General features: G+C 42.2%; 6 protein-coding genes. All 6 read left to right on the forward strand.

The window, feature by feature from the left end:
* The first annotated feature begins 33 nt into the window (after positions 1–33).
* A complete protein-coding gene (locus RMY63_RS10380; protein WP_322728611.1) occupies positions 34–3300 on the forward strand; it encodes an amino acid adenylation domain-containing protein in 3267 nt (1088 codons plus the stop codon).
* The gene (locus RMY63_RS10385) at positions 3297–7595 is read left to right on the forward strand and encodes an amino acid adenylation domain-containing protein (protein WP_322728612.1); all 4299 of its coding nucleotides are present in this window, start codon (positions 3297–3299) and stop codon (positions 7593–7595) included. The genes RMY63_RS10380 and RMY63_RS10385 overlap by 4 nt, the downstream gene beginning before the upstream one ends.
* 463 nt (positions 7596–8058) lie before the next feature.
* A complete protein-coding gene (locus tag RMY63_RS10390; RefSeq protein WP_322728613.1) occupies positions 8059–10524 on the forward strand; it encodes a putative Ig domain-containing protein in 2466 nt (821 codons plus the stop codon).
* Positions 10525–11590: 1066 nt separating this feature from the next.
* Positions 11591–14602, forward strand: coding sequence for a peptidase domain-containing ABC transporter (locus RMY63_RS10395; RefSeq protein WP_322728614.1), 3012 nt, complete (start codon positions 11591–11593; stop codon positions 14600–14602).
* 87 nt (positions 14603–14689) lie between these two features.
* Complete coding sequence (locus RMY63_RS10400; RefSeq protein WP_322728615.1) at positions 14690–16273, forward strand: HlyD family efflux transporter periplasmic adaptor subunit; 1584 nt, start codon at positions 14690–14692, stop codon at positions 16271–16273.
* A gap of 215 nt (positions 16274–16488) precedes the next feature.
* On the forward strand, positions 16489–16986 hold the full coding sequence (locus RMY63_RS10405; protein WP_322728616.1) for a DUF427 domain-containing protein: 498 nt from the start codon (positions 16489–16491) through the stop codon (positions 16984–16986).
* Positions 16987–17244: the final 258 nt, after the last annotated feature.

A 17244-nucleotide genomic window follows, 5' to 3' on the forward strand; every position in this document is an offset into this window, starting at 1 on the left:
ACATTCAATAAACTGAGAAAATAATAGATTTTTATGACCTTATCACCTGTAGATTATCAATCGACATTAACTGCGGTTGATTTTGATCCATTTGCAGATGGAGAATTACTTCTAACCGCCCCCGCCACAGAATCACAAAAAGAAATTTGGGCTTCTGTGCAAATGGGAGATGCTGCCAATTGTGCTTATAACGAGTCTCAATCTCTGCGACTAAAAGGCGAACTTGATGTCAAAGTTTTCCAGTCTGCGGTGGAAAAGTTAGTACAACGTCATGAAGCATTACGGACAACTTTTAGTACCGATGGCAATACACTCTGCATTGTTGCTTCTCGGCAAATTGAAATTCCTATTATTGAACTTTCTAACCTGGAACCACAGGAACAACAGGAAAAATTAGCTAGTATCTGGCGACAAGAGGTAGAGCAACCTTTTGATTTGGAACATGGCCCTCTATTTCGGGCAAAAATTGTCAAATTGCAGCCGCAGGAGCATCTAGCTATTTTGACTGCCCATCATATTATTTGTGATGGTTGGTCTTGGGCAATACTGATGCCAGATTTGGGTAAACTTTATTCTGGCTTGCAACAGGGTATTGTTCCTGAATTAGAAGAACCAGACTACTTCAGTGAATATGCGATTTTGCACGAAGAAGAGGCGGATAGTCCAGAAGCGATCGCCACAGAACAATATTGGTTACAACAATTCGCTGACTCTGTACCTGTACTAGATTTCCCTAGCGATCGCCCTCGTCCACCACTCAGAACCTTTAACGCTGCCCGCGAAGATTGGCATTTAAATCCCGAACTAGTTGCCAACCTGAAACAACTAGGAACAAAACTCGGTTGTAGCTTTATGACTACGATCCTGGGAGGATTTGAGGTTTGGCTACACCGTTTAACAGGACAAAACGACTTAGTTGTAGGCATTCCAGCCGCTGGACAAGCTGCTTTAGGGCAATATAATCTTGTAGGTCACTGCGTAAATTTACTTCCATTGCGTAGCCAGATTCATGGCGAAAAATCTTTCAGCGACTACTTGCAAACGCGGCGATCGGCTGTCTTAGATGCTTACGATCATCAACAATTTACCTTTGGTAGTCTGGTCAAAAAATTAGTATTGCCACGGGATTCTAGCCGTATTCCCTTAGTACCGATTATATTTAATGTCGATCAAGCTTTAGATAGCGATCGACTTCCCTTTATTAATTTAGAAGTAGAATTTTTCTCCAATCCCCGCGCCTTCGAGAATTTTGAACTGTTTATCAATGCTACAGAATTGCATGGTGAACTTATCCTAGAATGTCAGTACAATACTAATTTATTTGACGCTGATACTATCCGCCGCCGGATGGCAGAGTTTGAAACTTTGTTATTGGGCATAGTTGCTAACCCTAATCAAATTATTGCTAAATTGCCAATTTTGCCAGCAGTTGAGCAACAGTTATTAGCAAAATGGAACAATACTCAAACAGCTTATCCCCAAAATATCTGCATTCACCAGCTGTTTGAAACTCAAGTGGAAAAGACTCCAGATGCGATCGCTGTAGTTTTTGAAAATGAACAAATTAGCTACCGCGAACTGAATCAGCGAGCCAATCAGCTAGCCCATTACCTCCAAAGCTTAGGAGTCGGGTCAGAAGTTCTAGTTGGTCTGTGTGTCGAGCGCAGTTTGGAAATGGTTATAGGAGTTTTAGGCATTCTCAAAGCCGGGGGAGCTTATGTACCATTAGATTATGCTTATCCTCAAGAACGTTTAGCTTTCATGTTGCAAGATGCTCAAGTATCAGTGCTACTAACGCAGGAGAAGCTAAAATCGGGGCTACCCAACCATCAAGCAGAGATTGTTTGCCTTGATAACAACTGGCAATCCAGAGATTATGGCTTAGATAACCCTACACATAACGTCACTGCCAATAACTTAGCCTACGTCATCTATACATCTGGCTCGACAGGTCAACCGAAAGGCGTTCAAATTCAACATCAGAGTGCTGTTAATCTCCTAAATGCGATCGCTCAAGAACCGGGTTTAACTGCTGAAGATACTCTCCTCTCTGTTACTAGCCTATCTTTTGATATTGCCGTTTCAGAAATTTTTCTACCCGTGTCTGTAGGTGCGAAGTTGGTATTGGTGAGCCGTGAAGTTGCGGCTGATGGTACTCAACTGTTAAAAGCGCTAACCACCTCCGGGGCAACCTTTATGCAACCGACACCAGTTACTTGGCGGCTATTACTGGCAGCCGGATGGCAAGGTAGTCCTCAACTGAAGATGATTTCCACGGGCGAAGCCTTACCTAGAGACCTGGCAAATCAATTATTACCGAAGGGAGCTTGTCTGTGGAACCTCTACGGGCCTACAGAAACAACGATTTGGTCAACAGGCTACAAGGTGACAACGGCAAATAAACCAATAAGCATTGGTTGCCCTCTAGCTAATACGCAAATTTACATTTTAGACTCCCATTTACAACCCGTTCCCATTGGTATATCAGGTGAGTTGTATATTGGTGGCGAAGGACTAGCAAGGGGATATCTAAATCGTCCCGAACTGACTGCTGAAAGATTTATTTCTAATCCCTTCAACTCAAACCCTAAATCGCGCTTATACAAAACTGGAGATTTGGCTCGCTATTTACCAGATGGACATATTGAATACTTGGGTCGTATCGACTATCAGGTAAAACTGCGTGGTTTCCGCATAGAATTGGGTGAAATTGAAACCGCACTCCTGCAACATCCAGGAGTAAAAGAAGCCGTTGTAATTGTTCGAGAAGACACTCCTAATGAGACTAGTCTAGTAGCTTATATTGTTGCCGAAACTGCTCAAGATAGCTTGCAAGTGATTTCGCAATTGCGTCGATTCTTGAAACAAGAGCTTCCTGACTTTATGGTGCCAACAATCTTTATGGCACTAGAAGCTATGCCGTTAACCCCCAATGGCAAAGTCGATCGCAACGCATTGCCACAGCCAGATGCTTCCCGCCCGGAACTGAAGGCAAATTATGTAGCGCCCCGCACTCCCATTGAGCAGCAGATAGCAGATATCTGGGCGCAGGTTCTTAATGTCAAGCAGGTTGGGATTAACGACAACTTTTTTGAATTGGGTGGATATTCTCTACTAGGTATTCAAGTGGTTTCTCGAGTGCGCCAAGCCTTGCAAGCAGAAATTTTGATGTCCAATTTATTTGAATTACCAACGGTAGCGGATTTGGCTGAACGAGTGGAAACTCTGCGATGGGCAACCCAAGGCGTTCAAGCTGCTGAGAGTGAAACAGCTGATGATTACGAGGAAGGTGAGCTATGAAAACATTAGATGAATTACTATCTGAGCTACGTCAGCGCGATGTCAAACTTTGGCTAGAGGGCGAACGCTTACGCTATCGGGCTGCAAAAGATAGTCTCACACCAGAATTGCTGACCGAGTTAAAAACTCAAAAAACCGAAATCATCAACTTTCTCCGACAAATTAACACAGCCGCCAGTTCACAAATTCCCCCAATTATCGCTTGTGAACGGAATGGCAACTTGCCGCTTTCCTTTGGTCAGCAACGGATATGGTTCCTGCATCAGTTTGAACCTGATAGTTCCTCAAACAATATGCCAGTTGTGGTGCGTTTTACGGGGAATCTCAATGTTGCTGTCTTAGAGGAAAGTTTAAGAGAAGTCGTCCGTCGCCATGAAGTTCTGCGGACAACTTTTCCAGCAGTGAATGGAAAGCCCACTCAAGTAATTGCCACGGATGTTTCCTTGACACTGCCAATAATTGACTTACGGCAAGTACCAGATGAACAACGAGAGACAGAAGCTCACCTACTGGCAACTAAAGAAGCTCATCAACCCTTTGATTTAGGCAATGGGCCGATTTTGCGGGTGTTACTGCTCCAGTTGAGCGATCGCGAACATCTGCTAATTTGGAATATGCACTGTATAGTTTGTGATGGAGCTTCGTCCGATCTGTTCTATCAAGACCTCACTAACATCTATAAAGCATTGTCGGCGGGAAAGGCTTCTCCTCTAACTCCCTTACCAGTGCAGTATGCTGATTTTACCAATTGGCAATATCAATGGCTCCAGGGAGAGGTTTTAGAGTTACAGGTAAATTACTGGAAGCAAAAGCTAGAAGGTAATTTACCGATCATTGAGTTACCTTACGATCGCCCCCGTCCTCAAGGAGTGCAAACCTATCGAGGCGATCGCGCGGCCCTACTGCTATCAAAGACGCTGAACCATGCTCTGACAGACCTGAGTCAAAAATGGGGTGTCACCCTGTTCATGACTCTATTGGCAGCATTCGAGCTATTGCTCTACCGTTATTCTGGACAAGAAGACATACTAATTAGCTTTGCAAGTGCAGGTCGAGGACAAGTTGAAACCGAGGGGCTGATTGGATTTTTTTCTAATACTCTTGTACTGCGGAGTAACTTTGCTCTTAACCCAACTTTCCGAGAATTATTAGACCAAGTGCGTAAGGATTGTTTAGAGGCTTATACCCATCAAGACCTACCTTTTGAAAAGCTAATTGAAGAACTTAGACCAGAACAGCGAAGTCGCAATAGCTCGCCCCTATTTCAAGTAAAATTCTCCCTCAATCCTCCTTGGTCAAATGGTCGTGGCATGGCATCAGTGCAACTTCCTGATTTGACTATCAGTTCTCTATTTGGCTACATCTATCATGGCAAAACCAAATACGATTTAACATTGGTCTTGCGGGAACAGGATAATGGTCTAGGTATGGTATTTGATTACAATGCCGAGATGTTTGATGCCAGTACAATAGAACGGATGTTGGGACACTTCAAAACTTTACTCGAAGGTATTGTTGCTAATCCCGATCGCCCGATTGCTGAATTACCCCTGTTGACAGCACCTGAACAACATCAATTGTTAGTTGAGTGGAATAGTAAACAAGCTGATTATCCCCAGAATACTTGTATCCATCAGTGGTTTGAAACTCAAGCTAAAGGAACTCCAAATAATATTGCAGTAAGTTTTAAAAATCAGCAACTAACTTATCAAGAACTTAACCAGCGGGCAAATCAACTAGCCTACTATTTGCAAACTTTAGGGGTAGAATCGGGGGTACTCATCGGTCTTTATCTAGAGCCTTCCCTGGAGATGATTGTGGGGCTGTTGGGTATTTTGAAAGTCGGTGGAACTTACGTACCGATTGCTCCGACATCTGGGCAAGATGGTCTGGCTGTCATTTTAGAAGATGCCCAAATATCTTTGGTGTTAACCCAAAGCTCATTGGTTCAGAATCTCTCTGAGCATCAGGCACAAGCTATCTGTTTGGATAGTGATTGGGAAGTTATTGCCGTACACGTGACTGAAAATCCAGAAAGTTATGGCACAGCTCGGACTCTCGCCTGTGTAATGTATGTGTCCGGCTGCAATGGAAAACCCAACGGTATAGCTATTACCCACCGTAATCTTGTCAGCCACAGCTTGGCAATTAGCGAAACTTGGGAGTTGACCCAGAGCGATCGCCTACTACTTATACCTAGTATCAGCTGCGATACTTTCATTGAATCACTTTTCCCCAGTTGGATTACTGGTGCTACCGTAATTTTCCAATCTCAAGAGCTAAAAAACTCGACGACGCAGTTTTTCCCATTCATTGCTCAACAACAGATTACCGTTGTCAATTTACCTACTGCTTTTTGGTATGAGTTAGTTAAAGAGCGATCTGTATCTTCACAAACTTTGCCAACCAGCTTGCGCTTAGTTATAGTTGGTGGCGAAAAAGTCTCACGTAATGCTTATCTAACTTGGGTAGAAAAAGTTGGCAAGCAAGTACGCTGGCTGAATGCTTATGGATCGCTAGAAACAACTTTGACAGCCACGGTTTACGATCCAGAGACTACCACTGAAGCCAGTAACACTCGGTCAGAAATTCCCATAGGAAAAGCGATCGCCAATACCCAAATCTACATTCTCGATCGGCGATCGCAACTCCTCCCTATTGGCGTAACTGGTGAAATCTACATCAGTGGTATCGGTGTTACCCAAGGCTACTTTAATCGTTCCGAATTAACATCTGAGAAATTTATCCCCAATCCCTTCAGCAGCGAATCTGGAGCATACCTTTACAGAACTGGTGATTTAGGACGCTACTTAAGTGACGGCAATATTGAGTTTTTAGGCCGCTTAGACAATCAGGTAAAAATTCGCGGCTTTCGCATTGAACTGGCTGAAATTGAAACAATTTTAGGTCAATATCCAGGTGTCCAAAAAGCTGTGGTGATTGCCAAAGAAGATGTTCCTGGGGATAAACGTTTAGTTGCTTATGTTGTCCCCAGACAAGGGGAGACTTTTGGGAGTAAGCAACTGCTGAGTTTTCTCCAGCAAAAGTTACCTAAACATTTATTGCCTTCTGCCTTTTTCATAGTCGATTTTCTACCATTCAATGCTAACGATCAAGTTGATCGCCAAGCCTTATCTGTGCTAAATCAAAATAATTCTAAAATAGAAAAAACATTTGCCACACCAGAAGATCCATTACAACTTCAGTTAACTAAAATCTGGGAAAATATTTTAGGTATTCATCCCATCGGTATAAAAGACAACTTTTTTGATTTGGGTGGAAACTCATTACTTGCAGTACACCTGTTTTCTCACATTGAAAAAATATTTGGTCTAAATCTGCCTTTAGCTATTCTCTTGCAATATTCAACCATTGAGCAATTAACTAATTTCATTCGCCAGCAAGGGTTTTTGCCAGAAAGCCATAATCAGGTTGAGAGTGGTATCAGTACCAATTCAGGAAAATCGATGCCTTGGTCATCACTAGTACCAATGCAGCCCAACGGTTCCAAGCCACCTCTATTTTGTATCCATGCGATTGGTTTAAGTGTCCTCTACTACCGAGATTTATCACTTCATTTGGGTACAGATCAGCCATTTTATGCACTACAAGCACGAGGATTAAGTGGGAAAGAAGCTCCCTTTACCAAGCTTGCACAAATGGCGGCTCATTATATCAAAGAGATACAAACTATTCAACCTGAAGGCCCTTATTTTTTGGGTGGTTCCTCCTTTGGCGGACTAGTAGCTTGGGAAATAGCTCAACAACTCGTAAGGCAAGGTCAAAAAGTAGCTTTATTAGCTTTATTTGATACCACTGGCCCAAATTATATTAAACAAGCGCCATTAGAAAAGCGAGTTTCTCAACATTGGGACAACCTGACAAAACTTGGGACTCATTACGTACTTGAGCAAATAAGAAACAAAAGTTCTTGGTTGAAGTATAAACTTCAAGAAAAGTTCCGAAAATTGCTCTTTAAATTTTCCTTAAGAATCTGGCGGACTGTACCTTATAACTACCGGAAATTAACAATTGAAGAAGCCAATAAACAGGCAGCCAGAGAATATGTTCTACAAGTTTATCCAGGTCGAGTCACTGTATTCCGAGCAGAAGAGCGCTTTGCATTGGAAAAACGGGAGGTTGACCCGCAAATGGGTTGGAGTGAAATGGTCTTAGGAGGTTTGGATATTCAAAATGTTCCAGGAAACCACGACTCTATTTTTAGAGAACCCCATGTCCGAACTCTATCTGAAAAAATGAGAGCTTGTATAGATCGAGCTATTGTAGACATCTAAAATTTATCTAATTTGCAGAAATAGCTATAGCTTTCAACCTCATCTTGCTTCCGGGATGGGGTTGTTTTATTTGTAGGTAATAACTTCAATTATCTATATATATTATGTATAAATGCGATCGCCAATAAAGTCTTTGGATAAGTCCTAAACCTGTGTGTAGGCGTGTTACAGGCATTTTTTGACGGTGAATAAGGACAGCAAATTACACCGCGACTTTCAAAACTGATTCCCTGTTTGCACTATTTATTGTTATTGATGGCAGATGTGATGTTATTTGCGATCGCAATGGTAATATTGATCCGCAGGTTTAGGCAGTAAATTTACTGGAGTTAACTATTAGCCTTTTATATAAGTTTAATAATTGACTTCTTCAGGATGCCAAAAAAAATCCTGCTTCTACGTGATTTACAGGATATAACACGTAACGGCTGTAACGAAAAACTATTAATTAATAAGAGTAATTATGTCAGAGACCATCCCGATCGCGATCGCTACCCAGTCAACTCAAGACTTGTATGAGCAAATACCTACTACTCACCTAGTTTTCATCGACCCACAGGTTGAGAACTACCAAAGTCTGGTAGCAGGTGTTTTGCCGAACACCTCTGTTGTAGTCTTAGATCCTGACCAGAATGGCATTGAACAAATTAGCCAAGTGCTGGCAACTCATCGGGAAATCAATACCCTACACATTGTTTCTCACGGCGCACCAGGGCGAGTTTATCTGGGGAACAGTCAACTCAGCTACCAAACCCTCAACCATTATGCTTGGCAACTCATGGACTGGGCAGATGTTTTGAGTGCAGATGCACAAGTGCTGTTGTATGGTTGTGAAGTCGGGCAAACAGAGCAAGGTAAAGCATTTGTACAGCGCCTGAGTGAATTGACAGGTGCAGTAGTAGCGGCATCTGATGATTTAACGGGGAGTACTGCATTAGGTGGTGACTGGGAACTGGAAGTTTCTACGGGGGCAATTGTTCCTACTCTGGCGTTTCAGCCAGAAGTAATGGCAGCCTACGCTTCAGTACTAACTGCTCCAGTCTTGTCCAAGACGATCGCAGACCAACAAGCCACCCCAGGTATTCTCTTCAGCTTCACTGTACCAGATGACACTTTCACTGATCCAGATATCGGAGATAGCCTCACCTATACTGCAACTCTGGACGACAATACGCCTTTGCCGAATGGGTTGAAGTTCAATGCTGCTACCAAGACTTTCAGTGGTACTCCCGATAATGGGGACGTAGGTAGTCTAAACATCAAAGTTACCGCTAAAGATGTTGCTGGAGAAACAGCCAGTAGTGTGTTTAAACTCACTGTTGATACTCCTCCAGTCTTGTCCAAAGCGATCGCAGACCAACAAGCCACTCCAGGTATTCTCTTCACCTTCACTGTACCAGATGGCACTTTCACTGATCCAGATGTTGGAGATACCCTTACCTACACTGCAACTCTGCCCAACGATACGCCTTTGCCGAATGGATTAAAGTTCAATGCTGGTAGCAGGACTTTCAGTGGTACTCCTGAGAATAAGGACGTAGGTAGTATAAACATCAAAGTTACTGCTAAAGATATTGCTGGAAATCAAGCCAGTGATGTGTTTAAAATCACGATTGGTGGTGTCAACGCTCCTCCAGTCTTGTCCAAGGCGATCGCAGACCAACAAGCCACTCCAGGTATTTTCTTCAGCTTCACTGTACCAGATGACAGTTTTACTGATCCAGATGTCGGAGATACCCTTACCTACACTGCAACTTTGGACGACGATACGCCTTTGCCGAATGGGTTAAAGTTCAATGCTGCTACTAGGACTTTCAGTGGTACTCCTGAGAATGAGGACGTAGGTAGTTTAAACATCAAAGTCACAGCTAAGGATGTTGCTGGAGAGCAAGCCAGTGATGTGTTTAAACTTACGGTTGCTGACGATACTCCTGTAGTGACAATTACAGACGATATCTTTAGTGTCAAGACTAAGCTGAACATTAAAGGTGATAAAGCAAAACTCTCAGTCAATATTAAAAACAATACCTCTAAAGAGGTGAATGAACTAAATGTATTTACTGTTGACGATGAAGAAGGTAGGATTAACGGCATAGCCCCTGGTGCAGAAGGCTATACACAAGCGGCTCTTTTGCGTTCAAAGGTGGTTTTCTCCGATCTTGCCAATCTGCCTAATGGTTTTAATCCTGCCGATCTGAAAAATATATTAGAATTCGACTCTGATACCAAACTCAGATTTTATCTGGTATCCAACAGTACTACTCAAGCTGTACTATCTGGAAAAACCCCCTTCTCAAGTGTGCTTTTTTCTTCAGCTGCAAATAACAACATAGAAGATGAAGGATTTTCTCTTAATTTTCAGAATTTGGTAGTGAATATTCAGCCAACCAATCAAGAGGTATCTTTAGGTACTGGTCTGCAAGGCAAATATCAAGGCGAACTGATTGATTTACGGAGTGTGACACAATCAGTAACAGCTGAGTTTCAAGTCAACAGAGAGGCATCTTACAATAACTTTGTTGGCTTCTATCAGGTGGCTGATGAAAATGGTGGTATTGACACCAACGGTGATGGCACGGCAGATATTCTCGTTGGACAGGCTGGCTACGCCGAAGCCGCTGTGCGTGGGCGTGTTGCAGGCATTGACTTGGCGGTGGGCAACCAAGGCACTGCAAACTACACTGGCACTTTCGATCCGAATTCTTTGTTTGCACCATTTATTGTTGTGGATGGGAGACCCGATGAAGTTCTCAATGGCAATGGCAATAAGAATGTTTACTTTACATTTTTGGGTGCTAACTCAGATAAGGTAGATCACATTCGACTATTGGGAAATAACACCTTTGGTTTTGAGGATTTACCAAATGGTGGTGACAAAGATTACAACGATATGATTGTGCAGGTCAATTTGAGTGCCAATCTTGGCTAGTATCAAATACTAGTAATTATATCATGTCCGCATAATTAATTATGATTTCCACAGTCATTGCACCCCACACGCTAGATGCTCCACTTGGGGAGACCCCATCGCCCTTGGCGTCTCCCCTTCTCCCAAAGGGAGAGGCTAGCGCCAAGGGAGAAGACCGCACTGGCTCCCCTTAATCCCCTCCCCGCAAGCTCTTAGGGGAGACAAAGCGTAGCTTTGGCAAAGTGGGGTTCTTCAGGTTTAATAAGTAATCAAGCGGACATGATATTACTTAGCAAAATTGGACAACTTCATCCCGGTTGCGGGGTGAGGTTGTTTTGTGCATAGCGATTAGATGGACTCACTATTAATTAAACTAGTAAATTTACTGAAGGCACTTGTTGTCTTTCCTTCATAAATTTAATAGTTGATTCCTCTAGGGTGACAAACAGTCTTCCTCTTTACTTTTCCAGTTAATTTTTATTAAATTAAGCGAGCAAAAAAGTGATGGAGAATTATTTCATAATTAGGTATAGGTGGTTCTTAACGAGGAAAGTTCCTGTTTTTCGCCATTAGTGATATTGTCAATCCTTGTATTCAAGAATTTGTAAAAAATAATTTAGAAATTTAAAGTTTTTTTTATTACATAATTCTTAATTAGGGTATTTACTTAGGAAAGCATCTGTGATATTTTCATGTTGACTATCATAAAGTAAAATATGCACCGCTAAATTTAACAACCACGTTTATGTGTTTTGGTTTGATAATGAGTATCCATCTTGCATAGTTGCAATAGTAATATATTGATTTTAATTTTGTATAAATTATGTAGCGTTAACCAAGTGATAACTTGTCCTCAATATATTTACAGTATGCTTTATTTTGAGAAACACATAACAATCGTAACCGTGTGATATAAATACAGGTCTGCAATTAGACGAACTTGCCCTCTGTGCTTTTACATATTTAAACACCTGAATTCCACAGAAGTCTTGTCACTGCTGGCATAAAACCAAACACTGCCACTGTTAGTAAAAGAGATACCCCCCCTAATGTTTTCGACTTAATTCCTCTCTTTAACTTGTTTTATATGACTTATATTAAGAACACTTTTCCCGAATTTCTCACCACCCTAGAGGGGTTTGATCAGTTGCCAGATGGGGCGATCGCTAATCTATCAGAACAACTGCAAGCTTGGCGCTATCGCATAGGTCAGAAAATCATCGGTAAAGAAAGCCTCCCGGAACGCATCACCATCATTTATGAAGGACAAGTGCGGCTGTTGGGATACGACCCCCAGACGCAAATGCCAATCACCCTAAAATTACTACAACCTGGGGAAATTATCGGCGAAATCGGTTTGTTACGCGATGTCGCCTGTGAAACAGCGATCGCTTCCACTGAAGTAGTCTGTTTAACCTTGAGTGCATCAGCATATTTTAGCTTTCTGGCTTCATACCCAGCTTTTGCTGACGCTCGTAAGAACCGCAGTTATTTGGTAGAAGTTTTCGATATTCTCGGTTCCTATTGGCAAAAGCAAGCGATCGCTACTTTAAATCTCAGAGAACTGACAGAAAAAGCTTTACCCGAGGCGAAAATACATTATCTCCCTTTAGGAAAAACTCCCTTCAACCAACTGGATAGCAAAAGCGTTTGGTTTGTGAGTGGTGGTGGTACAGTCACGAATTTCTCACCTGGCGATCGCCTAGAATCAGACGATGACAGAGACAAGATCCAGGTCATCGGTCAAAACCCCGCACGCTTGCTTGGTATACATCCGTCAGATTTGATCTTAGAAGATAGTCATCAGATAGAACTTGCGGTAACTGAAACCAGAGTAGATAGAGATAGCGCTGACGACCTAGATATTATTCCCTACGCATCAAACGAAATAGTTCCACAGACAGCCCCCCAAACTTCAAATAATTCGTCAAAACAAAAATACCCATTTTTTGGCGGTAAAGGAGAACTAAATTCAGCCTTTGCCTGCTTCCAAATGATTGCGAAGCACCTAGAAATGCCGTTTCGTCGAGAGGTGGTTCGCCGCATCTTAACTGAGCAAATCAAACGTCAGGGAACTATATCGTTTCAAGTTACTGCTTACCTAGCAGAGTCAATTGGACTTAAAGCGCAGTTGATAGAGCTACCAGTCGCTTCAGTGACGCGCATTCCGACACCGGCGCTGATTCGTTATGGTGATAATTTTGCCGTTTTATATGAAGTAAATGCAAATACCGTGGTTGTGGGTGTCCCATCCAAAGGAATTGTGCGTTGCAAACCCGCTCAATTGGTTGAACAATTAGATGTCGATCCAACTGACTTTCCGCCCAAAATTAGGGTATTACTGCTGAACGCTACCAATCAAACGCCGCAAGAGCGTTTTAGCTTGCGGTGGTTTATACCCTATTTGTCACGCCACCGTCGAGTCCTGATAGAGGTCTTTATCGCTTCCTTTTTCGTGCAGTTGGCAGCGTTGGCAAATCCTTTAGTCGTTCAGTTAATTATCGACAAAGTTATCACTCAAAATAGTATTGGCACACTACATATTTTGGGGATTTTGCTATTAGTAGTCGGACTATTTGAAGCAGTGTTGACTACCTTACGAACCTACTTATTTGTCGATACCACTAATCGGATCGATATGGGTTTAGGGTCGCAAATCATTGACCACTTACTACGTCTACCGCTGCGCTATTTTGAACGCCGACCGGTGGGTGAACTTTCCACTCGCATCAACGAATTAGAAAATATCCGGCAATTCCTCACGGGTACTGCCTTAACAGTGGGGTTAGATGCTCTATTCTCGTTGGTTTATATCGGTGTAATGCTGATTTACAGTTGGCAACTCACCTTAGTTGGCTTAAGCACAATCCCTGTGTTTGTATTGATTACCTTAGTCGCTTCTCCCACTATTAGCAGACAGTTACGTGCCAAAGCCGAACGCAACGCCGAAACTCAATCTTATTTAGTGGAGGTGATGTCAGGCATTCAAACAGTAAAAGCCCAAAATATCGAATTGCGATCGCGCTTTTCTTGGCAAGAGCGTTACGCCCGATTTGTCGCCGCTGGTTTTAAAACAGTTGTGACTTCTACACTTGCTAACTCTACCAGTAACTTTCTCAACAAACTCAGCAGCTTACTAGTTTTGTGGGTAGGAGCTTATTTAGTACTGCAACAAGAATTAACTTTAGGCGAATTAATTGCCTTTAGGATTATATCGGGTTACGTCACCAGCCCAATATTACGTTTAGCTCAACTCTGGCAAAGCTTCCAAGAAACTGCCTTGTCTCTAGAGCGTTTAAGCGATATTGTCGATACCCCACAAGAAGCAGAAACAGATCGCTACAATATACCTTTACCTACCATTAAGGGAGCAGTGAAATATGAAAATGTTTCCTTCCGCTTTGGCACAAGTGGGCCTCTGCAACTTTCTAATGTCAACCTGGAATTTGCCCCAGGTAAATTTATCGGCATTGTCGGGCAAAGTGGGTCTGGTAAAAGTACGATGATGAAATTACTGCTGAGACTTTACGAAACTGAGTCTGGCAGAATTTTGATTGATGGTTATGATATCGCCAAAGTGGAACTTTATTCGTTGCGACGACAAATTGGCGTAGTTCCCCAAGAGACATTATTGTTTGACGGCAGCGTTCAGGAAAATATTGCCCTCACCAATCCCGATGCCACAACCGAAGAAATTATCGAGGCGGCTCAGGTTGCGTGCGCCCACGAGTTTATCATGAACTTACCCAACGGTTACAACACGCGGGTGGGAGAACGGGGTTCTGCACTTTCAGGTGGACAACGACAAAGAATTGCGATCGCTCGTTCTGTTTTACAACGACCAAAACTATTAGTTTTAGATGAAGCAACTAGCGCATTAGATTATCCCACAGAACGGCAAATATGTCTCAACTTAGCCAAAGCATTCAAGGGTGATACAGTATTTTTTATTACCCACCGACTGAACACTGTAAGTAATGCAGACATGATTGTTGTAATGGATAATAGCAGGGTTATAGAACAAGGTAGCCATCAAGAATTAATGGCTGCGAAAGGTCATTATTATTACCTGTATCAGCAACAAGATGTAAACTTGTAATTAGTCATTCTTGAGGGCAAAGGTTTTTGGCATCGGGAAACATTGCCCATCTTACAAAAAAGTCAAAATCCAAAATCCAAAATCGTTATGACTCAACTTAATGGGAATCATCTCAACGGCAATCAGAAAAACGGCAATCAGAAAAATGGAGTGAAGCACGATTCACAGGTACTGACAAAACAACAGAAAGCTATTCAAGAGTCTTTTACTAACTCCAACACTCAAGAATTTGAGCAATCCATTGTCTTGCGCCAATCTCCAATTTGGTCGCGTACAATCATGGTTACACTCATGGGGCTAGCCTGTTTTGGAATTGCTTGGACTTATTTTGCCAAAATTGAGCAAGTAGTGCCAGCAACAGGGCAATTAAAACCCCAAGGAACAGTCAAAGAAGTTCAGGCTCCTGTTAGTGGAGTGGTGAAAACAGTTAATGTTAAAGATGGACAAGAAGTCAAGCCAGGAACATTACTGCTAACTTTTGATTCCATAGCCTCTGTTGCCGAATTAAATTCTTTGAATAAAATTCGCCTTGCATTAATTAAAGAAAACCAGATTTATCGCCGATTGATGAATGCAAGTACTGCCACTGGCTCGGAACTGTTATATTTGCGCGGTAATTTGCCACAAGAAACTGCTTTTCTACTGAAAAGTCGAGCAGCATTACTAGCAGAAAATGAATTATTCCGCACTCAATTAAAAAATTCTGGTCAAGATTCTGGAGTAGGAATTGATGAACAACAACTTCTACGAGTGGCCAAACAAGAATTAGACTCTCGCTCCTCATCGGCGCGATTAGAAGTAGAAAAAACCAAAAAACAATTTACTCAAAATCAAATTAAACTGCAAGATAGTAAATCAAGTTTAGCTATTCAACAGGGGATTTTAAATAAACTGAAGGTATTAGCAGAAGAAGGTGGTATTTCTCAACTTCAGTATCTTAATCAGCAACAAGAAGTACAAAACCGCACGGCGGAAGTAGCGCAACTAGGTGAAGAAGTGAAACGCCTCCAGTTTGATATAGAAAAAGGACAACAAGATTTAAGCAATACGGTAGCTGTTTCTGATAAAAACATTTTGGATAAAATAGCTCAGAACAAACAGCAGATTGCCACAATCGATAGCCAATTCATGAAAGTTGTGCTGGATAATGAGCAGCGTTTGGCAGATGTCAATAGTAAAATATCTCAATCACAGTTAAACGTTAAATATCAAGAACTCCGCGCACCTGTGGCGGGAACAGTTTTCGATTTGCAAGCAAAAAATCCTGGATTTGTCGCAACTCCAACTACAAAACTGTTGCAAATTGTCCCCAAGGAAAACTATATCGCTGAAGTTTTCATCACTAACAAAGATATTGGGTTTGTGCGAAAAGGTATGAAAGTAGATGTCAGAATTGACTCCTTTCCTTACAGCGAGTTTGGCGATATCAAGGGAGAAGTGACTGGGATAGGTTCAGATGCATTACCACCAGACGAAACCCATCAGTTTTACAGATTTCCGGCAAAAGTCGCATTAGATAAACAATCCCTAGTGATTAAGGGCAAAAAAGTTAACTTGCAATCAGGTATGTCCATCAGTGCCAATATAAAAGTGCGCGAAGACAGAACTGTGCTTAGTTTATTCACTGAAATGTTTACCAAGCAAGTTGATGCTCTTAAACAAGTACGATGAAGAGGGTTGAGTTAAAAGATTGCAGTGGCTCTACAAGGGAAGTTGCTCCTTCACCAAGTACATTCGTACTGAGCACTTTTTTCTCTTTTAGCAACGCCAGTTGCTACAACGGATAGCGCAGCGTTAGCGAGTACTCGAGCGTCGGGAACCTCCGCAACGCACTGGCTCCTTAGCACTGGCTCAACGCTTTGCTACCCCTAACAGCACTCTTCATAATGGTTAATTCTCAACGCATCGAACCTGCTCCCGGACAAGAATCAGTTTGGGATTATCCCCGTCCTCCTCTTTTGGAGGACACAACCAAACATATCCAAATAATCTTTAACGGAGTAGTAATTGTAGATACTCACAACGCCAAACGTGTTTTAGAAACTAGTCATCCTCCTTCTTACTACATTCCCCCAGCGGATATCAAAATGGAATATCTACAGATGACTCCGCAATCTAGCTTTTGTGAGTGGAAGGGAAGTGCTGGTTACTACACAATCCGAGTTGGTGATAAAGAAGTCCATAATGCTGCCTGGTTCTACCCCAAACCCACACCAGCCTTTGAATCTATTAAGGACTATGTAGCTTTTTATGCTCATTTAATGGATCAATGCTACGTTAATGGCGAAGAAGTGCAACCACAACCAGGTAACTTCTACGGTGGTTGGATAACCAGTGATATTGTTGGGCCATTCAAAGGCGCTCCTGGTACTTGGGGATGGTGAATCAATTTTGGATTGCATTGGTATCGTGTACATCTGATAAATCTGAATAATATCAAGTTCGGGTGATTACTTGTAACAAAATATTTCAATTTATCACTTTAACAATGCTTACAACCAAGGACTTGCTAATGATCTGATTGCTTATCTGGTTTCCTCCCAAAACCGTGATTTAGGAATCGTCACTCGATTTTAGATTTTGGATTGACGATAGCGAAGCGTTAGCGAGTCCGCGTCAAGAGCGCGTCTCGTAGAGAGCGT

This window comes from Nostoc sp. ChiQUE01b (genome assembly GCF_034531255.1).
Taxonomy (GTDB): domain Bacteria; phylum Cyanobacteriota; class Cyanobacteriia; order Cyanobacteriales; family Nostocaceae; genus Nostoc.